Below are 21,576 nucleotides of genomic sequence, written 5' to 3' on the forward strand. Positions count from 1 at the left end.
TCGAGACAATGACGAAAACACCTACTAATGACGCTCTAAATGGCTCACAAGATCGACCATCGAGACCATTACCCCTATCAGGGGTGCGTGTTCTTGACGTAAGTCAAGTAATGGCCGGTCCTTACTGCTGCATGCTCTTGGCAGACTTGGGTGCCGATGTCATCAAAATTGAACCCCCAGGAACCGGCGATCAAACGCGTGGAGCGATGGGATTCAAGATGAAGGGTTCAGACAGCATGGGCTTTCTGAATATGAATCGCAACAAGCGTAGCCTCACACTGAATCTCAAAACAGAGGCAGGTAAAAAAGTATTTTTTGAGCTAGTAAAGACTGCGGATATTTTGGTTGAAAACTATCGTCCAGGCGTCATGAAGAAATTGGGAATAGATTACCCTTCTCTGCAAGCCATTAATCCTGGTTTGGTCTACGCCAGCATTTCTGGATTTGGACAAACAGGTCCTTGGGCAGATCGCCCTGGATTTGATCTGATGGCTCAAGCAATGTCCGGCGTCATGAGTGTCACAGGATATCCCGATGGTCCTCCAGTGAAGGCTGGTGTTCCAGTGGCGGATATTGGCTGCGCCTTATTTGCAGTCTATGGCATTTTGTCGGCCTACATTGGTAAAACCAAAAGTGGTGAAGGTCAATTTATTGATGCTTCACTCTTTGATTCTGCGCTGGCGTTCTCTATCTGGGATACGGCCCAATACTGGGGAACTGGTGTAGAACCCTATAAATTAGGTACGGCCAATCATATGAGCGCCCCCTACCAAGCGATGAAAGCCTCTGACGGTTACTTTGTGATGGGTGCAACTAATCAAAAACTGTGGAAGTTACTGTGCGACAAAATAGAGTGTCCAGAATTATTTGAAGACGCGCGTTTTAAAACGAATCCGCTACGCTTAGCCAATCGTTTAGAGCTTGCTGCTGAACTAGAAAAGTCATTTGCCAATAAAACTGCTGATGAATGGGTTGACGCACTGTTAGCCGCGGGCATTCCGGCGGGTCCGATTAATACTTACCCAGAAGCATTCGATAGTGAACATGGCCGTCATCGCAAGATGCGAATGGAGATTGATCATCCTATAGAGGGCACCGTACCCAACATTGGTTTTGCCGTCAAGATGAATGGCACTCCTCAAGAGGTGTATCGCCACCCTCCTTTGTTAGGAGAACATACTAGCGAGCTTCTTACTGAACTAGGTATCGCGGGTGAAGAGCTTAAGGCTCTTGAGGCTGGTGGTGCATTTGCGCCTTAATGTATTCATTTTTGAAACAATATCAATACATTAGTATTCTAAGATGGCTAACTCAACAAATAAGCGAACTCAATATGAATCAATCTAAAGCAAAACAAGCTTTGATAGATATTTTATGTAATATTGAAAATCCACAAGAAATGCGTTTTTTTCTCGAGCAAATATTAACTGTTGCTGAGATTAACGATCTCCTGGATCGAATTCGGATCTATCAAAGCCTTGCATGTACCGATGCCTCACAAAGGGAGTGCGCCAAAACTCTCAATGTCAGTATTTCAAAAGTTACCCGAGGGGCCTCAAACTTACGAAATCCCAAGGCAAAGGATTTCTGGAGATCGAAATTTTCATAAAGTGAGCCGAGTTTGAACCTTATTTTTTGCTTTATCAGGATTACGAAATCTCATATGCACATCGTGCATTCTCTCTACTGTTTGCTCTACAGCCTCAAGCGCTTCGACATCAGCAGCAGCCCCGCCTAACATCCCAAAAAATAAGGGTGGGAAACCTGATCCCGCCATAATCATTTTATTGAGCATAATATTCAGCATAATTTGCGAATAAACAGCGGTATGACCATATCTTCTGCCCACAACAATAATTGCAGCAATCTTGTCTACAAGTGGTCGGTCGAGGGGGCGCAAATAACCATAGCCGACACGCTCTAAAAATGCTTGAAATTTGCTATTGGTGCCAAAAGCATGCATTACCGGCATGTAAATAATTCCGTCGGCCTCTTGCATATCAGCCAAAATACTCGGCATATCATCGGCTACTTTGCATGGAGCAAATTGACAAAGATTATCTGCATCACAGTATTCAATATGCTTATCCGCTAAGTGTACAAAATTACTAGAAAACCCTTTGGCATTAAATTGATCCTGCAAGACGGCACAAACGTTACTGCTTAGCCCATTTTTACGTGATGATCCCACTAATACGCATACCTTCACAGAGACTACCTCCATTAGCAAAATACTTTGAATAAATTCAGCACCCGTCGACTAAAGCCATCAGTCTGACTTGAAAACCATTCAATGTATTTGCTAGTTACAAGGGTATGCGTCTATAAAATTCTGAAGAATTTGAACTCCACCCTCTGTACCGATGCTTTCTGGATGGAATTGAATACCCTCAATTTTTAAATCTTTATTTCTAATGCCCATTACATAATGATCATCCGCAGAGCGCGCGGAAACTTCCATCCCGCTAGGAAGATTGGAATTGGAAACTACTATTGAGTGATAGCGCATTGCCGAGAAAGGGCGATTCAGAAATGTTTTGAAGCAGCCCTTGCCATCATGGTGAATAAGGCTTGTTTTCCCATGCATTAGATTTTTAGCGTATTCAACTTGGCAACCGTAATGAAGACCAATAGCCTGATGACCTAAACAAACCCCCAAAACCGGCATGCGCCCCTGATTTTGGGAAAGCAACTCTCCATAACCTGAATCTGCGGGATGACCGGGGCCAGGACCAAGCAACAGCATATCCGCAGACGATTGACGCACTGCGTCCACCAGCAGACTATCGTCTTTCCGATACAAGCTCACTCTACAACCGATAATCTGCAAATAACCAACGAGGATATGTACAAAGCTGTCATATGCATCTACAACAATTACATGACGTGACATGAAATCTCCTCCCGAGTAATGGCTTTGAAGATTGAGCCCATTTTATGTAGGGTTTCGGCATACTCATCCTCAACCTTAGAGTCGGACACTATTCCAGCGGAAGCCCTTAATGAATACGTCCCATTGTGTTCAACGGCAGTTCTAATGCATAGGGCTGCATTAACAAAATTAGTGCCCAATCCAATGATTCCCAAGGCTCCTGCATACACTCCGCGAGCACTATCCTCCAGCTCAAAAATGAGTTCAATTGCTCTAATTTTTGGGGCACCCGTCATAGTGCCAGCCGGAAACGAAGCTTGAATCACATCATATTTATCAAGGCCCTTTCTCATATGGGCTTTAGTAGTGGATACCATGTGATACACATGTGAATATTCCTCGATTAACATCAAACCAGAAACCTCAAGACTTTCTGGTGATGCCACCCTGCATAAATCGTTTCGACATAAATCTACCAACATCATATGCTCAGCCTTCTCCTTAGAATTGGAGCGGAATTCTTTTATCGCTTCATCTTTAGTGGCCATTTTTGATTTAGCCAAGGTTCCAGCAATTGGCCTCATGGTTATCTCATCGCCCTCGATACAAATATATGACTCAGGGCTAGCCCCAATCACTTCATTTCCCCCACAATGAAATAAATACATATAAGGAGAAGGATTCATCAGCCTTAGCCTTGCATACACATCAAGTGGCGAAATATCTGACTCGACTAAAATTTGCTGACCAACTTGAATTTGGTATACATCCCCCTTTGCAACATGATCTAAGGCTGTACGTGCTTTTTGTATGTATGCACTCTTACTAGTCTCCCTTTTAACTACAAATGAATTAAGAGGAGCACACTCATACGGCCGCGTTGTAATGGTGAAATGTGGCGTAATTTGAGAAATATTGATGGCTTCAGTCCCAATAAACTCATATTGATGAAGGGTGACCTGCCCCTCCCCAAACTCTATATACGTTGAATAACAAGTAAGAGCGATATCTGGCATATCCCCTTCGACATAGCCAGCTATATTTTCTATGTAGTGAATAGTGTTGTACCCAAATGTTGCAAAAGCCAAAATTCCACCCTCACTGGTTTTAAAGTGAGCGTCCAATGCCCGTAAATACTTCCAAACCTCACTCCGCTCAAACAATTGATATCGTAAATAGCTAACGGTCGCTTCAATCAATTCTTCCTCTACGAACAAAGCCCTGTAACGATCCAATAGAGTCTTATTTCCAGTGATTGTGATGATGCAATCTGTTATTTCAATTTTCAAAATTGGCAGTATTCCAATCATGGACTTTTTTGAGTCAATAGATTTAGGCCCCAAAGACTCAAGCAGAAACATTTCTTTGCTGTTAAAGGTTTTTAATAAATTCAAATAGACGTCAAACGCTACTGTACGGTAGTCATCACGGTAATCATTACTGTAGTACCTATCTGAATGAATATTAATATTGTTAATTTTCTTAGATTTGATCATTTTATATAGTGTATTGATGTATCATTACAACAATACACTAGGTATGCAGAACAATCAACCCTAGTAATTTTGATTTAAATATACGAATAAATCTAAAAGAAAGTAGGAGGCGTACTAAGACGCCTCCTTAAAATAATGCTCGTCTAATACCGTGTCTAACAGCATGTCCGAGTAAATGAATTATTCACCCGCTGTAATAGCTATTTCTTGTGCTGCAAATGGATCTTTTAAAGATTGTGCAGAAGATTTTGGAGCTGACTTTGGCTTGGTTCCCGGCATTAATTCAAAGTCAGGTACAAAGACGGTTAAGGTACCTCTCAGCTGATCAAATACCTTGCGATCGCCATCAAACTTCGCCTTACCTTCGGCTTGCAGCTTGTCAAAGGTAGTTTGACCGCCCATCACCTGCTCTAGATCACTGCGATTTAGGGTCACTGTGAGATTTGGGTTTTTTGCTTGCTGACCTTTAATATTGGTCAAAGCAGAGTTGCTCATTTCAATCACAAACTTCTCGCCATTGTCTGGCGTAGAAAGATTGATTACAAAATTCATACCCGCCGCTTTTTTACTATCCATAGTGATTGCAAGTGCATTAAGCCAAAGTTCGGTTGTCATACCCCTGATCATGTCTGGACCGTTGGATTTTGGTGAAGCTCCAGTCGGCATGCCGTGACGTAGCTCATAGGCGGCACCCAGGAAGCTATTACGCATACTTGGGCTTTCTTTCTGGTAGCCGATCTGCTCAAAAATATCAGCCAGTAGATCTTTAGCTGCAGTGTTGTTCGGTTGCGCGTAAACCAACTTATTCACAATTTCCATCGCTTCACGATACTTGCCTTGCTTATAAAGCTCCCTACCCTTGGCCAAGATCTTGCCTGAACCGCCCATCATTTCCACATAAAGCGGGGCAGAATCTCTTGGTGACAATGGTGCTAGCGTTGCAGGATTAGCATCCCAATAACCTAAATAGCGATTGATAACGGCGCGGCTATTATGCTCTTCTGAACCGTGATAGCTATGGGCGGCCCATTGTTTCTTTAGGCTTTCTGGCTGTTTATAGACATTCTGAATTTCATTAATGGTGACGCCATTATTTGCCAAGTGAAGCACTTCATTGTGCAAGTGGGCATAACTATCCCGCTGTGTGCGCATCACCTCTTGAATGCGCTCATTTCCCCAGCGCGGCCAACTATGAGATGCAAACATGACCTCGCTTTCATTGCCGTAACGATATAGGGCATTGTTAATATTTTTGGACCAGGCTAAAGAGTCACGCACTAATGCACCACGCAAGGTATAAATATTGTGTATCGTGCCGGTGATATTTTCTGCTGCCCAAAACGCTTTGAATTGTGGGAAATAAGTATTCATCTCAGCAGGCGCCTCGGTGCCCGGCGTATTTTGAAACTCCATCTCGACACCATCAACCGTCATTTTTTCGTATGGCTGATTGATATAGACATTTGGCTCAATCAGGCCTAAATTACCAGCAGCAGTATTTTTTCCAATCGATTGATCAACGTGGCCAAATGGGCTTCTTGGCAATAAAACCCCGTACTGAAAATACATTCTTCGGGTCATTGCATTGCCGGCATACACATTTTCAGCAATCGCATGATCCATAAAGCCAGCGGGTGCGATGATCTTCACTTTGCCGCTCTTGACGTCTTCCTCATTCACGACGCCTCGCACGCCACCAAAGTGATCTCCATGTGAGTGTGAATACACCACAGCCACTACAGGACGCTTTCCAAGTTTCTCATTGACCAACTCCAGAGCGGCGCGAGCTGTTTCTTTTGCGGTTAATGGGTCAAACACAATCCAGCCAGTATTCGTTTTAATAAAACTTATGTTGGCTAAGTCAAAACCACGCACTTGATAAATTTTTCCTGGAACGACTTCATAAAGCCCATAACCCATATTGAGAATGGCCTGGCGTTGCAATGAAGGATGCACACTATCAAAGTCTTTGCCTTGCAATAAGAAATCATAACTTCCCATATCCCACGCTACATTCCCAGCGTCTGCCATGATCGTCTTATAAGGAGGCGCGGCAATAAAGCCTTTTTTAGATTCCTCAAAGTCTCTTTTATCTTCAAAAGGCAGAGTCTTGCGCAGCCCATTTTGTAGCTCAACGGTATAACTTGATGGCGCCTTACCCTTTTCATCAAAGTGTTTGCCTTGCATGGCACCAGGATCAGCAACAACCCCGCCACCCCCTGCTGCTATTGCTAGCCCTGAGCTCATTAATGTGATTGCAATCGAGATGGATATAAGTTTGATTTTCATAAAAGTCCAAAGGAAGTCATTGGAAAATAGCAGCTCATGTTCGCTATGGTACATCCACCGAATTGTTTCGCTAAAATCCGTTTTATGCAGCCTTTCAGTAGAGTCCAGCTCCTTTCCTTTTCTGCCTTATTTCTCTTGGGTGTTGGTTATGCGCATGCCCAAACCCCCCTCCAGGATGCAGGAACTAACTATTTAAAGAAGCGGGCTGATGCCTTAATGACGATTACTGGGTACTCCCTAACCCCAGATGTGACCACGGGCAATCTTAAAATTACCAACGGCACTAGTGATAAGGCGGATTTACAAATGACCTCACTTGGTGGTGGTGATCGCATCAGCGCTAACTTTCCTCTCTACCTAGAGGGGACTTTGGCATTTAATCGCTATAACCCAACCTTTACGGATGGGGTTGGCAATCGATCTGTGAACATCCCCATGTATTGGAATAGCATCACGGGTACCGGCGGAGTTGGCTGGGATTTTCCAATCACAGATCAACTGCGATTTAGGCCCATAGCCAATGTCATGCTTGGCCATTTAGAAAGTGATGCCTCTATTGCTACGCGCTACATCAACAATAATCGAGACATTAATTTGCAATTTATTAATAGTGGTCGCATGAACTCTTATGGCTTGGGAGGATCAGTCATGCTCGATTACGAAAACTATATGCCTGATCAAGAAATTGATATCGAGCTACGTTATACCAATATTAATATTCAAACCTTTGATAGCTCTACAGCAGTCCAAGGCTCGGCAGATTCTCAAAGCGTCTCACTCTGGGCGCGCAGCAGAATTCCTACGCCCTTTATGGCTCTAGACAGACCGATCAGGGCAGTATTTGAAGCTGCAAATACCCAATTCTTGGGTGATCTCCGCGGCACACTCGGATTTAGCTCGCTGTCTTCTCTTGGTACCGGAGTAGAACTTGATCGTAGCGCCTCTGACCCCATCTTTTCGAGAATTAGGGTTGTCTTTCGCTACCAGTTTGGTCAAAACGTGCACGGCACCTCTATTGGTTTGGCAGCGAGTTTCTAGTTTTTCATAACCTCAACTAGAGGACTTTTAAATCGCTTGTCGCGAGTTCGAATCTCGCTCGACCCACCAGTGATAAAAAATTCCCGAAGTGAATTAACTTAGTTCACCAAAACAATTCCAGGTGGCTTCCACTCTCCCTCGCCCGGCGGCAATATGGATGGAGAAGTCTCTTTTGGCCAGTAAAGACGCATAACCAGATAGATTGGACCGTTGGGTGCTGGCAGCCAATTTGCTTCTTTCGATTTACCTGGCGACTTATTTAGAATGTAGATCGTTATTGATCCATCAGCATTCTTCTTCAACCCCGGTAGCATTGGAGAATTAATCAGATAGCGATTGATTGGATTTTCGATTAAGAGTTGCGTCTTACCATCGTACACCGTGATTGACCAGAAGGCATTCACCGGCGGAAGCTGACCCTTTGCAAAAGTGAGCGTGTAGCTGTGTTTGCTGCCATCAAGTATTTCGCCTTGGCTATCCATCCGAGTCAATGGATACATAGCTTCAATTGAATCGTTTGCATAGATGCCGGCTTTTGCAACAGCAGCGCGTTTTAGCCAATCCCCATTGAAGAAAGCACGATCCCCACCAGCTAGACCGCCTACCCTCCACCCATTAAAGTCTTTACCTCCATTTGCAGCCATTTTTTCAATCTTCTCTTCGCCCTCTTTCATGGCTAAAAGAATTGCAGCTTTGTGTTCGGCCGAGAGGTCTTTGAACTCAAACTTTCTGCCGGGTCCGATGCCAATGCTTGCCAATTTTTCGCGGATAATATTTTCCTCGGGGCCGGCTGGTGCGTACTGAAGCGCAAAGCTTAGATATTCGAAGAAATTGGTTTTCACCATTTCCTTATTGACCTTTGGAAAATCAATCACTGGTGCAGAAGCTGGAGCAGGCTGTTTGAGATATGCCGAAAGTAATTGTGCTTTATATCCACTTTGCACTTTAACTACATTAGGCATATCCGCTGCATTAAAAAGTTGAGTGCGATAAATTGCTACAGAAAATTGGGTTGATGAACGAAAGACTTTTTTAATACCCGCAGGTGTTTCACCCTGCCAATCAGGCCCAACCACCATGTAGTTGCCAGCCTCATTGCCAGTAGCACGGCTACCGATATAACCATAATTAAACGTATTGCCATCGCACAACATCACTGCGTAATAACGCTTTTTATCTATTGCAGGCACTGATAACACCATCGGCTCTGATCTCAAATCCATAAACACAATCGAATAAGGAGTATCACTATTGGGTGAAACGACTGTCGTATCTTTATAGGTAAAGACACGCGCCTCATTATTGATTTCATTAAAGGGGGCTTTAAACTGTCCTGAATCGCGATTAATTGCGTAGTCATACATGACTGCATAGTTCATAACGATTGGAAGCCCGTAGATGAACCCTTCTTCTGCAATCGCCTTTGTCTCCTCAATACTTGGCACAGGAATGCCCGCTACGGTATCTCTCTTTTCCGCTTGAGAAACGGCATCGTTCTTATTACCGCATCCAACAATCATTACTGCCACGATAGACGCAATGATGAATCCAATAAAAGCTAAAACTTGGCGATTTTTCATGATGCCATCCCTCTTTTTTTCAAGCAATCAATCTTGCCCTGCAAGCAAGGTGCATCACCCACCCTCAACACGTGGTGGGGTGACACAGAACAAACCTAAATCGTTACCGCCGGTCAGTAAGGCACTACTTTTTAGCGCTGGCGCCAGCGTTGTACTGGTAGTTGCCTTCAAATTGGTCGAGAACGATACTGTTAGGCGGGTTGGAATCAGCGGTAGACGTCAGAGTCATATCCTTGTCCAACTTGCGCGATCTAAACTTCCATCCCTCCGGCAAGGTCAGGCGCTTGCCAAGGGTGGGTAGGCTTTCGATAGTGTTCTTGGGATCAATCTTCAAGGACAAGCTGAACATGGTGTACACAGCACCCTCAGGGGTAATCAGCTCATACACTGTTTCGCCTGCATTGAAGAAAAAGGTATTGGTTCGCTTAGACACCAGCACCTTATATGCAGGCAGGGTTCCAGTGACGGCTTTGCTGAGGTCGGGGGTTTCGAAGAGGCCGAGTACTCGCAAGGGGATCGTGGCGATCACCCTCTCCTTGCAGCCATCCCAGGCCATCCCTGTTATGCCGTTCGCCACGAGACGACGCGGACCGTTGAAGAGGACACCATCGCTCCCGTATTTCTTTTTCAAGTCATCTGCATTTAGTGCGCGGAAGCGGGCGTCCATGACATCGTTGGGCGCCTCAAGGTCCTTGCCAAGCGAATTGTAGTAGTAGCCGATCCCGCTGCCGTTGGCCTGGCGGTTCATGAACAGAATTTCGTAGAATGCCTTGCCGCGCCAGTTCTCAATCTTGATTGGGCAGGGATCAGTAACGCCACCCTTCTGGTCGGCCAAGGCCGACGTCATGCTAACTAGCAGCATAAGCGTCAGTGCCGCTACTCTTATAGTCATGTCTGTAATTATCTTCATTTCACTCTCCCGCAAGAAGGTTAAATAATGTTCGAGATGATGAATACATATTACTCAGAATTAGAAATAAATCTACCCAAATTGCTAAGATTTATTTCTCAAATGAAAAATTACAGCAAGTCCTCAATTGAATTTTAATGATCCAGGCAAATAAAAAACCACCCGAAGGTGGTTCTTGGTAACGATTTTGGTAACAAGGCTGTTGATTTGCTACAGGCCTTGTAATAACTAGTGAATTGGCGGAAGAGGTGAGATTCGAACTCACGGAGGACTTTCATCCTCGCCAGTTTTCAAGACTGGTGCATTCAACCGCTCTGCCACTCTTCCAATTGCTTGAATCAGATGGATTCAAGCACCAGATTATAAAGAACTTTTGATTTGCCCCTCTAAATGCTTGGCAATAGCAAGGCTTGAGGTTAATCCGGGCGACTCAAAGCCATATAGATTAAAGAGTCCCTGTAGTTCGTGGTCCCTTGGCCCGTTAAAGCAAAAATCGCCAGCAGGCGTGTTTGGCGGAACTATTTTTGCCCTCACCCCTGAATAATCAGGCTGTAAAGTACCATCCTTGAGCTGTGGCCAATATCGGCGCACGGCCTCATAGAACCCCTCTCCTCGCTTAGGGTCAACTGTGTAATCAACTTGGTATTCATTATCAATTTCAAGCCACTGTACATCTGGACCAAATTTGGCCTGACCACCCATATCTAGTGTGAGATGAACGCCCAATCCGCCAGGCTCAGGAATGGGATATATCAAGTGGGAAAAAGGCGATTTACCAGAAAGGGAAAAATAATTGCCTTTTGCAAAGTACGCTTTTGGAATGTACTGCTGTGGCAGTCCTGCAATTTTTTGTGCAACTGCTGGCGCACTCATACCAGCGCAATTAATGAGGATTTTGGTATGCAACTTCATCCCATCAGCGCCCCCGATTTCTAATTCAAATCCATCTTTGGCATTTTCACCAATGGGCTTGGCACTCATCAACGGTGATTGATATGCCACCATTCCACCGGCATCCTCAAAACCCCCTAAGAGTGAAAGCATGAAACCATGGCTATCTACAATGCCAGTGCTCGACGACAGAATGGCAGCCTCACATTGCAATTGCGGCTCTAATAATTTTGCCTCTTCACCGGAAATGATTTTGATCACAGGCACATGATTGTTTTGGGCCTTATACAAAATTGCCTGCAAATCATTCAATTGCGTTTCGTCAGTTGCAACGATTAATTTGCCATACGGCTGAGTCGCTACTTGATGACTGCGACAGTACTCGTAAAGCAAACGATTGCCTTCAACGCAGAGCTTGGCTTTCAGCGAATCTTTGGGGTAATAGATGCCTGCATGGATCACTTCGCTATTGCGTGCGCTACTCACCGTGCCGAATGCGCTCTCTCGCTCCAATAGAATCGTTTCTCGACCCTGTAAGGCCATTTCTCTAGCGATTGCAAGGCCAATAACACCCGCACCGACGACTACACAGTCAACCCGCTCCATTTATCCGTCCTAGGGCATTGTTTATCTTTAAATTTACCGAAATCGTAACATTTTCAATGTTTTAGTGGGTTTTGAGGTGCTTCTTGATAAAATCTATACATGTCTTCAAAACCGGCTAAAGAGAGCCTTCATTCCGTAGTTTGCGCCCAAGATATCGTTCTAGATACTGCCTATCAGGGTATTGATAGCAAAAGCTGGAAATCCCTCTTTCGCCAGGCCAGAGAGTCCCATTTAGAGCAATTTATTGAGGACCTATTTGCCGGTAAAGCGGTAAATAACTCAGAAAATCGCCCCGCCCTGCATTCTGCCCTCAGAAATTTAGAGAAAAAACCCGTATTCGTAAATGGTCAAGATGTCATGCCTGAGGTGGCTGACGTTTGGCGTCGCATTGAAGGTTTATGTAACAAATGGGTAGGCGTAACAGACGTCATTCATATTGGGATTGGTGGCTCTGATTTTGGTCCTCGCCTTGCGATTGAGGCTTTAGCCCATGTGCCCGATATTGATAGTCGCGGCATGCGCATGCACTTCCTTGCCAATATCGATACAGCGGAGTTAAATCGCATATTGCAACGCGCACACGCCAATAGCACCCGCGTCATTATTGTCTCCAAGTCATTCACTACGCTTGAGACCAATATGAACGCTAAAGCGGTCGTAAAGTGGCTTAAAGATAGCGGTCGTAATGATGTGCAGATCTCCCAGGCATTATTTGCAGTTACCGCTAACGTAAGCGCTGCGGAAGAATTTGGAATTGCCAAAGATAATATTTATCCATTCTGGGATTGGGTTGGAGGACGCTACTCCGTTTGGTCTGCAGTCGGCCTACCAATTGCACTGCAATATGGATTTGATACTTTTAAAGAATTTTTAGCGGGTGCCCAGTTTATGGATCAGCACTTTAAGTCAGCACCGCTAGAAGAAAATCTTCCAGTCATCATGGCGCTTTCTTTGATCTATCAACAAAAGAAGCACCACATCAAATCCTATGCTGTGATTCCGTATGCGGATGCCCTAGATTGGTTTCCGAAATGGTTGCAACAACTAGATATGGAAAGCAATGGCAAAAGCGTTGATCGAGACGGTATGCCGGTGAAGTATTCATGTCCTGTCGTATTTGGTAGCTCTGGAAGCAATGCGCAACATTCTTATTTCCAACTATTACATCAAGGCCTTGATGTGATTCCAATCGACTTCATCGCGATTCGGGAACCCATGAGTCATCTTGCTGAAGCGAAAGCGCATCACCGCATTTTGCTATCGAATTGCCTAGCTCAAGCACAAGCTTTGGCTAATGGCAAACAAACCGAGAACCCCAACAATACTTATCCCGGTAAACGACCCAGTAATCTGTTGATACTCCCTAAACTGAATGCTTTTTATCTTGGTGCCTTACTAGCACTTTATGAGAGTCGTACCGCTGCTCTTGGTGCTCTATGGAATATCAATAGCTTTGATCAGCCCGGCGTTGAATTAGGAAAAGTGCTTGCTAAACCCATTGAGGCAGCCCTTAAAAATGGTTTGGCCGTACAAGCTGATGACAACATCGATGCCATCACTGCTCAACGCATCAATCTCTTTAATCATACTGAAGTGAAATAGCTGACGCTATTTCAAAAGCTATCCAAAGGAAGCCTCATGCAATTGTCACCAACTATTTTCAAAGCGTATGACATCCGCGGAATCATTGATGAGACTTTAGACCCCTCTATCGCTAAATTAATTGGTCAAGCCTTTGGTACAGAAATGCGTGAGTTGGGTGAGACTGAAGTTGTCATCGGTCGTGATGGTCGCCTATCAGGCCCTAGCTTGATCGAGGCTTTAACGGATGGCTTGCTCTCTACCGGCATTAATGTGATTGACTTAGGAATGGTAGCCACCCCCATGGTGTACTTCGCAGCCAATCAAACGATTGACGGGAAGAAACCAAAATCTGGCGTCATGATTACCGGAAGCCATAATCCTCCCAACTACAACGGCTTCAAAATGGTTTTAGGTGGTGCGGCGATTTACGGTGATCAAATCCAAGCCTTACGCAAACGCATTGAAGCCAAGCAGTTTGCTATCGGTAAGGGTACACGCAGCACTTTTGATATCTTCCCAATGTATTCACAACGCATTATTGGTGATGTCAAACTTGCTCGTCCTATCAAGATTGCCATCGACTGCGGTAACGGAGTTGGAGGTGCATTTGCAGGACAACTCTTTAGAGCTCTAGGATGCGAAGTAGAAGAGCTTTTTTGCGAAGTGGATGGTAAGTTCCCCAATCACCACCCAGATCCAGCCCATATTGAAAACTTGCAAGACCTCATTCAGAATCTGCAGACTACCGATAATGAGCTCGGTCTTGCCTTTGATGGTGATGCCGATCGTTTGGGCGTTGTTACCAAAGATGGTCAGGTGATTTTCCCTGACCGCCAAATGATGCTGTTTGCTAAAGATGTCCTCTCACGCAATCCTGGTGGTCAAATTATTTATGACGTCAAGTGCACGCGCAATCTTGCTACTTACGTAAAGAAATATGGTGGCGAACCGCTGATGTGGAAAACAGGTCACTCATTAGTGAAAGCAAAACTCAAAGAAACTGGCGCTCCACTGGCTGGTGAAATGAGTGGGCATATTTTCTTTAAAGACCGTTGGTTTGGCTTTGATGATGGTCTCTATACGGGTGCACGACTATTGGAGATTCTCTCCAAAGAAAAAGATCCCAATCAAACCTTAAATGATTTACCAAATGCCATCTGCACTCCGGAGTTGCAACTTCCGTGCGCTGAGGGAGAGCCCTTTACTTTGCTAGAAACGATGAAGGCGAATGCTCAATTCCCAAGCTCAGAGTCTATCAATACGATTGACGGCATTCGGGTGGAATATGCTGACGGCTTTGGTTTGGCAAGACCATCCAATACCACTCCTGTAGTGGTAATGCGTTTTGAGGCTGACAGTGAAGCAGCCATTTTACGCATTCAAGATGAATTTAAAACCGCCCTATTAAACGCAAAGCCAAACGCAACACTTCCTTTCTAATATGAAGATGCATCGAAAATTGGCTAGTCTTTATTTATGGCCGCTACTGGTTTGGCTAGCAATATTCACGCCGCTAACCTCAAGTCAGACTACAGAGACTATCGCCGACCCCATACGCGTTCAACTGGCGTGGATGCATCAAAGCCAATTTGCTGGCTTCTATGTTGCCCAAGTACGTAAGCACTTTGAAAATCAGGGACTGCATGTCACCCTAATTGAGGGTGGTCCCAATATTAATCCCATCACAGAACTACAAGAAGGCAGGGCTGATATTGCAGTGGCGTGGCTTGGAAACGCCTGGAGTCACTCAACAGAAGGCAAGCATGTAACCAATGTAGCGCAAATTTTTTCAGGATCTTCGCTTGCTGTAGTCTGCAGGATCAGCGCAGGCGTGTTCACCGCCAAAGACATGACCGGGAAAAAAGTGGGGGTTTGGAATTTAGGTGATGAGACTGTCGTTAAAGAATTGCTTGATCTATTAAGCATCCCAAAAGATTCTGTAGAAATCCTGCAGCAATCACCCAATGGCCAAGATCTGATCGACGGAAAAGTAGCCTGCGCTACTGCGATGGCCTATAACGAATATTGGCAAATACTAGCCAGCGGAATACCGGCAAGTGATTTAATTGTGATTAATCCCGAAGTGTTTGGGATTCCGCATGTTGAAGACGGCCTTTATGTCATGACCAATCGCCTCAGCTCACCGATATTTAAAGAGCAATTGGTGAGATTTACCAAGGCCATTCGGACGGGCTGGAAGGAGGCAAGAATTGCCCCGACTCTAGCCGTTGAAACAGTGCAAAGAATGGCTCCCAATCTCAACCGAGAGCATCAACAACATATGCTCGAATCCATCTTGGGCATCATTCCATCCAATACAGATGAATTCGGTTTATTTGATTTGGGTCGCTACCACTCCGAGGTGAATCGCCTACTATCCCCAGGAAAAGTGAATCCAACACCTGAGCGGATCTGGACTTATGATATTTGGAATGCACTCAAAAAAGAAGACAAAAATACTACCCCATTAACCCAGGCCACCAAGTTTTATGTCTCGAGCACTACTAGCATGTTGGCTTTCAAAATTTTGGTTTATTTTGGCGTGTTTACTTTTGCGCTATCTGGCGTTTTAGAGGCAATCAATCGTGGCTACGACCTATGGGGACGATTGGTTCTCGCCTTCCTATCGGGCGTTGGTGGAGGCACGCTGAGAGATCTCTTGATTGGTGGGGATAGACTGCCCTTCTACTATGTGAAGGATTTAACATATCCTCTCGGAATCCTCTTGGTTGTCTTAGTTACCTCATCCATTGTTGCGGCCCATCATGATGCTCACAAAAGCGAAATCTTTAAGAGCACTAAAAAGTATGCCGATATTCTAGGATTTAGTGCGCTCGCTATTACTGGAGCAGCCATTTCGATTTCATCTAATCTGCCGTGGTTCTGGGCGCCAATCTGCGCCGCATTAACTTGTGCGGGTGGCGGTATGCTCAGAGATATTGTGATTAACCAAGAACCGAGCACCTTCAAAGGCGTAATCTATGAGGAAGCGGCTGTTGCTGGCGCGCTTTGCTTGGTTGCAGGTTTCATGATTGCTAACCATTTTGAATACAGCCCAATACCGGTTTTCATCAGCCTAATATTCAGTCTTACACTGATTATTTGCCTACGTCTGGCTATCTATAAATACCATTTGCGTTACCCAAAATTTCTAGGCGGTACTGATTCCGATAGCCATTAAGCTTTTCCAAAGAATTTCATAATCTTAGCCACTAGTGAGGTTTTAACTTCCTCAGCCATATTGACTTGAGCTGATTGACTGAGTGTCTTCTGCTTGTGAGCCGCCCGCTCAGCCAAGAGGATAGAAATACGCTCCACCAGAAGAGGATTCTTGGACAATATCGGCGCCAATTCTTCCTTGGTAATTTCAATTAAATGCGTATTGAGATTGGCATATACATTTGCAGAACGCGGTTCACCAGTCAATAACGACATCTCACCTACGCAGTCACCTGGCCACAAATGGGCGAGTGTAATTTTCTCGCCATTCTGATTATGAGAGGTCACCTCTAAACAGCCTTCAGCAATAATGAACATGCTATTGGCAGTATCGCCCTGCGTAATCACCTGCTGTCCCGGATTAAAGTGCAAGGATTTCGCATTTTTAGATAACTCGAGCACTTCTTTCTCATCCAATACACGGAGAATTCCAAAGGGATATACGTTGAGTAAAGGTGAAAAATGGCTGGTATGTAAGGAGTCTACATTTTGCACAACCATGGATGAATCAAATGAAATACCTGAGCTCTTGAGGAACCGTAAAGCATTTTTTAAGATATGGTGTTTAGGGTCATCTAATAAGCTATCAGCACTACATTCAAAGCGAATCTTGTAGATTACGCTGCCTATCAGCACCTGTGAAACATAGCAGCGAAACCAGCCATTAAAATGGGGATGGGTAACGCCCACATATTCCATTGCAGAACTCAGCACTGCCAACACTTGATCTGAGTTATATTGCGCATCGACTGGAATGGATATCTCACGAACAGGCAAACGCTCTTGTTGACTGAGATTAATGAAGGCAATACCCAAAAATCGATTATTGGTAATTCGATACTTTGCCCCATCTAAATTTTGCAGCGTGATATAGCGACGATCCATCTCAATCACCCTTGCGGTCAATGCAGCATTGCTCTCCGGGTATTCAATAATGTCGCCTATAGCAACCAAGTGATCCGTTTGTATGGTGATACTGGCAATAACGTCCGAGATCATGTCTCTAAAGGCATAACCAACTGCTAAGCCCAATGCGCCAGATGCCGCTACCAAAGTGCTAATCGACTGATCGAACAATAGAATAAAACCGAGTAACGCAACTAAGGCGTAAATCACTATCGATGCAGCTTCAACCACGATGACGGGAATTTGACCCTGCTTTTTATGACCATTAAAACGCTTAATGGAAAATCTCAATAACTGGTCAAGCGTGAACCCAAATAGTAAAAACTGGCTGGCAGCTAATAACTCAGCAAGAGTTGGCAGCTTCTCTAGGGTTAGATGGGTTGGAACCCATCCCCAAGGGGTATGGTGCACCTCATTCACCCATAAGGCCAAAGCGATATTGAGGGCAAATAAAATCCAGATGAATGTCTTCGATTTAGAAGAAAAGGTTTTCAATTTTGTTCCTCTGAATAACGATATTTAGCACGCCAAACGGCCGTCACCATACTTGGGTAGAGTTCCTCGCCTAAGCTGCCGTTGTATCGCGCCAGCCCTCGTGTGAGATTTTGATTTTCTATATCTAAGTAGTGTTTTAAGATGATGCAGCCATAACGTAGATTGGTTCTCACATCAAACAAAGAATCTCGCGTATCACCAATCAGATCCTTCCAAAACGGCATCACTTGCATTAATCCGCTAGCGCCTACTTTGGAAATTGCAAAGCGATTAAAACCACTCTCCACCTCAATTAAAGCCAAAACAAGATCAGGGTCTAGGCTGTATCGCGTTGCCTCATAGTGAACCATCCGCAACCATTGGCGCCGAGTTTCTTCATTGGGTATCTTTTTTGCCAAGTTCCTAGATTGATAGCTAATCCAAGCAACAGCTTGGGTGGACGATCGAAAAGAGCTAATAGAGCTCACTTCAGAGGCTATCGACTGTCGTAGTTCATAACGATTAGCTAAAGAAATATCTTCATATTTTTGAGAGGCAGCAAAGGCGTAATTTTGTGCAATCAATAGTTCTAGTACGGCCACTCCAAAGCCCAGTTTTCTTAGGAATGAAAATAACCTCATTGCATCACCCGGTAACAATTTGTCCCATCTTAAAGATGGGTAGATACATTGCAACCAAAATAAAACCAATCACTCCGCCCAAGAAGACAATCATGATTGGCTCCATCATCTGCGACATCTTGTCTACTGAGGTATCAAATTCTTCTTCGTAATAGGAGCTAATAGTCTCGAGCATCTCACTCATATTTCCCGTCTGCTCACCAACGGATACCAATTGAGAGAATGTACTTGGGAAGATCTTGATATTGGCTAATAACTGTGAGAGTGGCTCACCAGAAAATACACCACGCTTAGCAGCTTGAATGCCGTCTTTAATCACTTCGTTCTTACTAGATTCTGCAGTGATATCTAAAGCCTCAATCACCGGAACGCCTGCATTCGTTAAGTTTCCGTAGACCATTGCTACTTGTGCGACATTTGAGTGTAGAGCCATGTCGCCAATTAAAGGAAGGCGCAAAATCAGTGCGTGCCATTTTCTGCGCAAGGCCAAATTCCGCTTCAATATCATTCGAAATCCAATAAAGCTACCGACCAATATCACGGCAAGCAAGCCCCCACCAAAGGGATCGCGCAGGAAGTCACTCATATTCACAATCATGAGCGTGGGAGCAGGCAATTGCGATCCCATGCTGCCAAACATTTTGGCAAATACGGGCACCACGAAAATCATCATGATCGACAAAACAATAGTTGCAACGGCTAATAAGATGCAGGGATAAAGTAGCGCAGACTGAATACTCTTGCGAATCTTGATCGTTTTACGGATGCTCAAAACGAGTTTATCTAAGAAGATATCCAAACTACCACTCGACTCACCGGCGCGCACAAGGTTGATATAAATAGAATCGAAGACATCCGGATGTTTGCCAAAGGCCTTCGACAAACTAGATCCAGCCTCTACGTCTTGATAAATCTCACTAATGGTTTTTTTCAGTAATGGATCGTCAACTTGATCGCGCACCATTTCTAAGGAAGGCAAAATCGCTAAACCAGAACGCAGCATGGTTGCCATTTTTTTGGTGGCAATCATAATTTTATCGAGCCTAACCTTCCTAGGTAAGCTGATCTTAAAACTGAGCTTTAGCGGCTTACTCGCCTCTTTTTTCTCACCTTCCCACCCCTTTTTATCCAGGTGGGTGATGATGATGCCATCCTCTTTGAGCTTGTACGCTGCTTCATCGCGCGTTAATGCGGTAATAGTCCCATTGAGATACTGGGTATTCTTAATGCCCTTCCACGTAAAATCTGGCATATATCAGCGCTATCAATGGAAGACGAGATTGCGACGGTATTCATCAAGAGTTAAACGTCCGTCTCTCATCATTTCTCGACCGATTTCCTGGATATTACGGAATCCGTCTTGGGCGGCAATCTTCTCCAAGTCAGTTGCAGCGGCATTATCAATAATGGCGGCACGAAGCTTGTCACTAATTTTCAAAACTTCATATATTCCCTGACGCCCTTTGTAACCGGTGTTATTGCACTTATCGCAACCTTTGCCATGGTAAAGCTTGATGGAAACTGCTTCTTCTGGGCTAAAACCAATATCCAACAAACTCGCTTGATGGTCTCCAGAATGCTCTTCTTTGCAATGCGTACAAATCTTTCTGGCTAAGCGTTGTGCAATCACTAATGTCAGCGCAGCGCCAATTAAGTATCCTGGAATTCCCATATTCACTAAACGCACGATCGTGCTGATAGCATCATTTGCATGCAGGGTTGAGAGTACCAAGTGACCAGTCAGTGAAGCTTTAATGGAGATATCAGCAGTATCTTTATCGCGAATCTCTCCCACCAATATCACCTCAGGATCCTGACGCAAAAATGATCGTAAAGCTTGCGAGAACGTCAATCCAATGTCATCCCGAATCTGCACTTGCCCAATGCCCTCTACAGTAAATTCCACTGGGTCTTCAGCAGTCAAAATGTTGATATCGGGCTTATTAAGTCGACGTAAAGCACCATAGAGGGTAGTAGATTTACCTGAACCCGTAGGGCCGGTAACCAAGACCATCCCTTGCGAGGCATCAACTGCAGAAATCACATCTTGATATTCTTTTTCTGGAAAGCCTAGTCTATCCAGATCAAATGAAACGCCCTCTCGATCTAAGATACGCATCACTATGCGCTCTCCAAATACTGTTGGGAGCACTGAGACACGCAGGTCAATATCGCGATTACTTGGTAAGGAGGTTACGATTGCGCCATCTTGCGGCAAGCGACGCTCGGAAATATCCAAGGAAGCCATAATTTTAATGCGGGTGGTGATGGCTGAATAATTGGTGAACAAAAAATCTTTGTATTGCACCATCTCTTGAAGCACACCGTCAATTCGATTTCGTAAAGTAGCGCGATCCTTATACAGCTCAATATGAATATCGCTGGCGCCCTTATTCACGGCATCAAAAATTAATGCATTAACAAATAAAATAATTTGTCCGCCCTGATCATCAGAGGCAACCGTCGGGGCAGCGGGTTTTGTTTTCGATGATGCAGTCACAGGCGCTGCAGGTTTTTCACCAAATAATAGGCTAGGCTTCTTTTTCGGTTTCAAGCCTTCATTTAGTTCAATCGCTGTCGAATTTTTACTGCCGCTAATGGGGGCGCTTAAACGAAAATCTACTGGATCTTTTGCGGGTATTTTAACTTTGACCGTTTGCAGCAATTGTTCCATTTCCAGAGGGGAAACAACTGTAGCAACAATCTTCTTGCCAGTAATTAACTTCGCACTAGAAATGCCTCTGAGCGCACTTGGCTCTGAGATAGCAACCTTGATTTCAGCATCACTCAGAGAAAACGGAATAATGCGATTGTCTAAAACATAATTTCTTGGAATGACATCGACAAAATGCGATGCAATATCCTCAATAATCGGGTCAGGAGTCAAAGAGAGGTCTAAGTAATTAGAAAGACTTTCCTTAACCCCAATATCGCTTACAAAATTAGATTGGACCAGGACTTCATAAAGATTACGTCCGCTTTGACGACTCTCAGCTTCTGCTTGTTTGTAATCTAGCGGGTTTACTAAGCCACGGTCTAATGTAAACCGGGCCATTTCTTGTGATAAATC

General features: G+C 44.5%; 17 protein-coding genes and 1 tRNA gene. 6 read left to right on the forward strand and 12 right to left on the reverse strand.

The window, feature by feature from the left end; genetic code table 11:
• The first annotated feature begins 8 nt into the window (after window positions 1-8).
• The gene (locus ICN33_RS10080; RefSeq protein ID WP_216196436.1) at window positions 9-1,259 is read left to right on the forward strand and encodes a CaiB/BaiF CoA-transferase family protein; all 1,251 of its coding nucleotides are present in this window, start codon (window positions 9-11) and stop codon (window positions 1,257-1,259) included.
• A 74-nt stretch (window positions 1,260-1,333) separates the two neighbouring features.
• Window positions 1,334-1,609, forward strand: coding sequence for a trp operon repressor (gene trpR, locus ICN33_RS10085; protein ID WP_216196437.1), 276 nt, complete (start codon window positions 1,334-1,336; stop codon window positions 1,607-1,609).
• On the opposite strand, the gene ICN33_RS10090 is transcribed toward trpR, so the two are convergent.
• From ICN33_RS10090 to ICN33_RS10105, 4 genes are all read right to left on the reverse strand, one after another.
• Entirely contained in the window at window positions 1,604-2,224 is a 621-nt protein-coding gene (locus tag ICN33_RS10090) for a flavodoxin family protein (RefSeq protein ID WP_216196438.1), read from the reverse strand. The two genes, trpR and ICN33_RS10090, sit on opposite strands and share 6 nt — an antisense overlap.
• Window positions 2,225-2,302: 78 nt before the next feature.
• Window positions 2,303-2,893, reverse strand: coding sequence for an aminodeoxychorismate/anthranilate synthase component II (locus ICN33_RS10095; RefSeq protein WP_216196439.1), 591 nt, complete (start codon window positions 2,891-2,893; stop codon window positions 2,303-2,305).
• The gene (locus ICN33_RS10100) at window positions 2,878-4,368 is read right to left on the reverse strand and encodes an anthranilate synthase component I family protein (RefSeq protein WP_216196440.1); all 1,491 of its coding nucleotides are present in this window, start codon (window positions 4,366-4,368) and stop codon (window positions 2,878-2,880) included. Before ICN33_RS10100 ends, ICN33_RS10095 begins: the two co-directional genes overlap by 16 nt.
• A gap of 180 nt (window positions 4,369-4,548) precedes the next feature.
• Window positions 4,549-6,657, reverse strand: coding sequence for an alkyl/aryl-sulfatase (locus tag ICN33_RS10105; RefSeq protein ID WP_216196441.1), 2,109 nt, complete (start codon window positions 6,655-6,657; stop codon window positions 4,549-4,551).
• An 84-nt stretch (window positions 6,658-6,741) separates the two neighbouring features.
• Here ICN33_RS10105 and ICN33_RS10110 point away from each other — a divergent pair, with 84 nt between their 5' ends.
• Window positions 6,742-7,695, forward strand: coding sequence for a hypothetical protein (locus ICN33_RS10110; RefSeq protein WP_255530799.1), 954 nt, complete (start codon window positions 6,742-6,744; stop codon window positions 7,693-7,695).
• Window positions 7,696-7,793: 98 nt separating this feature from the next.
• On the opposite strand, the gene ICN33_RS10115 is transcribed toward ICN33_RS10110, so the two are convergent.
• The 4 genes from ICN33_RS10115 to ICN33_RS10130 form a co-directional block, all read right to left on the reverse strand.
• Window positions 7,794-9,275, reverse strand: a complete 1,482-nt coding sequence (locus tag ICN33_RS10115; protein WP_216196442.1) for a DUF1254 domain-containing protein — start codon at window positions 9,273-9,275, stop codon at window positions 7,794-7,796.
• 124 nt (window positions 9,276-9,399) lie between these two features.
• Window positions 9,400-10,185 (reverse strand): hypothetical protein, encoded by a 786-nt coding sequence (locus ICN33_RS10120; RefSeq protein WP_216196443.1) that lies wholly within the window; start codon window positions 10,183-10,185, stop codon window positions 9,400-9,402.
• A gap of 237 nt (window positions 10,186-10,422) precedes the next feature.
• Window positions 10,423-10,512, reverse strand: a tRNA-Ser gene (locus ICN33_RS10125).
• Window positions 10,513-10,545: 33 nt separating this feature from the next.
• Window positions 10,546-11,682 (reverse strand): NAD(P)/FAD-dependent oxidoreductase, encoded by a 1,137-nt coding sequence (locus ICN33_RS10130; protein ID WP_216196444.1) that lies wholly within the window; start codon window positions 11,680-11,682, stop codon window positions 10,546-10,548.
• Window positions 11,683-11,781: 99 nt separating this feature from the next.
• Here ICN33_RS10130 and pgi point away from each other — a divergent pair, with 99 nt between their 5' ends.
• From pgi to ICN33_RS10145, 3 genes are read left to right on the forward strand one after another with little or no spacing between them, the layout of a single operon-like run.
• A complete protein-coding gene (gene pgi, locus ICN33_RS10135; RefSeq protein ID WP_216196445.1) occupies window positions 11,782-13,284 on the forward strand; it encodes a glucose-6-phosphate isomerase in 1,503 nt (500 codons plus the stop codon).
• A gap of 36 nt (window positions 13,285-13,320) precedes the next feature.
• Window positions 13,321-14,706 (forward strand): phosphomannomutase/phosphoglucomutase, encoded by a 1,386-nt coding sequence (locus ICN33_RS10140; protein WP_216196446.1) that lies wholly within the window; start codon window positions 13,321-13,323, stop codon window positions 14,704-14,706.
• 7 nt (window positions 14,707-14,713) lie between these two features.
• The gene (locus ICN33_RS10145; protein WP_216196447.1) at window positions 14,714-16,447 is read left to right on the forward strand and encodes a TRIC cation channel family protein; all 1,734 of its coding nucleotides are present in this window, start codon (window positions 14,714-14,716) and stop codon (window positions 16,445-16,447) included.
• Here ICN33_RS10145 and ICN33_RS10150 read toward each other — a convergent pair.
• From ICN33_RS10150 to ICN33_RS10165, 4 genes are read right to left on the reverse strand one after another with little or no spacing between them, the layout of a single operon-like run.
• Window positions 16,444-17,886: a cyclic nucleotide-binding domain-containing protein gene (locus tag ICN33_RS10150; protein ID WP_216196448.1), complete on the reverse strand. Its 1,443-nt coding sequence runs from the start codon at window positions 17,884-17,886 to the stop codon at window positions 16,444-16,446. The two genes, ICN33_RS10145 and ICN33_RS10150, sit on opposite strands and share 4 nt — an antisense overlap.
• Complete coding sequence (locus tag ICN33_RS10510) at window positions 17,883-18,467, reverse strand: lytic transglycosylase domain-containing protein (protein ID WP_216196449.1); 585 nt, start codon at window positions 18,465-18,467, stop codon at window positions 17,883-17,885. Before ICN33_RS10510 ends, ICN33_RS10150 begins: the two co-directional genes overlap by 4 nt.
• 43 nt (window positions 18,468-18,510) lie before the next feature.
• Window positions 18,511-19,758 carry a type II secretion system F family protein gene (locus ICN33_RS10160; protein ID WP_216196450.1) on the reverse strand — a complete coding sequence of 416 codons (1,248 nt, stop codon included), beginning with the start codon at window positions 19,756-19,758 and terminating at the stop codon, window positions 18,511-18,513.
• A 12-nt stretch (window positions 19,759-19,770) separates the two neighbouring features.
• Window positions 19,771-21,561 carry a GspE/PulE family protein gene (locus ICN33_RS10165; RefSeq protein WP_216196451.1) on the reverse strand — a complete coding sequence of 597 codons (1,791 nt, stop codon included), beginning with the start codon at window positions 21,559-21,561 and terminating at the stop codon, window positions 19,771-19,773.
• Window positions 21,562-21,576 lie beyond the last annotated feature (15 nt).

The sequence above is a fragment of the Polynucleobacter sp. UB-Tiil-W10 genome (genome assembly GCF_018881605.1).
Classification (GTDB): Bacteria; Pseudomonadota; Gammaproteobacteria; order Burkholderiales; family Burkholderiaceae; genus Polynucleobacter.

Excerpts from the sequence above, each read along its gene's own strand:
- ICN33_RS10080 (WP_216196436.1), top strand. The coding sequence starts at position 9 with ATGACGAAAACACCTACTAATGACGCTCTAAATGGCTCACAAGATCGA.
- trpR (WP_216196437.1), top strand. The coding sequence starts at position 1,334 with ATGAATCAATCTAAAGCAAAACAAGCTTTGATAGATATTTTATGTAAT.
- ICN33_RS10090 (WP_216196438.1), bottom strand. The coding sequence starts at position 2,224 with ATGGAGGTAGTCTCTGTGAAGGTATGCGTATTAGTGGGATCATCACGT.
- ICN33_RS10095 (WP_216196439.1), bottom strand. The coding sequence starts at position 2,893 with ATGTCACGTCATGTAATTGTTGTAGATGCATATGACAGCTTTGTACAT.
- ICN33_RS10100 (WP_216196440.1), bottom strand. The coding sequence starts at position 4,368 with ATGATCAAATCTAAGAAAATTAACAATATTAATATTCATTCAGATAGG.
- ICN33_RS10105 (WP_216196441.1), bottom strand. The coding sequence starts at position 6,657 with ATGAAAATCAAACTTATATCCATCTCGATTGCAATCACATTAATGAGC.
- ICN33_RS10110 (WP_255530799.1), top strand. The coding sequence starts at position 6,742 with ATGCAGCCTTTCAGTAGAGTCCAGCTCCTTTCCTTTTCTGCCTTATTT.
- ICN33_RS10115 (WP_216196442.1), bottom strand. The coding sequence starts at position 9,275 with ATGAAAAATCGCCAAGTTTTAGCTTTTATTGGATTCATCATTGCGTCT.
- ICN33_RS10120 (WP_216196443.1), bottom strand. The coding sequence starts at position 10,185 with ATGAAGATAATTACAGACATGACTATAAGAGTAGCGGCACTGACGCTT.
- ICN33_RS10130 (WP_216196444.1), bottom strand. The coding sequence starts at position 11,682 with ATGGAGCGGGTTGACTGTGTAGTCGTCGGTGCGGGTGTTATTGGCCTT.
- pgi (WP_216196445.1), top strand. The coding sequence starts at position 11,782 with ATGTCTTCAAAACCGGCTAAAGAGAGCCTTCATTCCGTAGTTTGCGCC.
- ICN33_RS10140 (WP_216196446.1), top strand. The coding sequence starts at position 13,321 with ATGCAATTGTCACCAACTATTTTCAAAGCGTATGACATCCGCGGAATC.
- ICN33_RS10145 (WP_216196447.1), top strand. The coding sequence starts at position 14,714 with ATGCATCGAAAATTGGCTAGTCTTTATTTATGGCCGCTACTGGTTTGG.
- ICN33_RS10160 (WP_216196450.1), bottom strand. The coding sequence starts at position 19,758 with ATGCCAGATTTTACGTGGAAGGGCATTAAGAATACCCAGTATCTCAAT.
- ICN33_RS10165 (WP_216196451.1), bottom strand. The coding sequence starts at position 21,561 with ATGGCCCGGTTTACATTAGACCGTGGCTTAGTAAACCCGCTAGATTAC.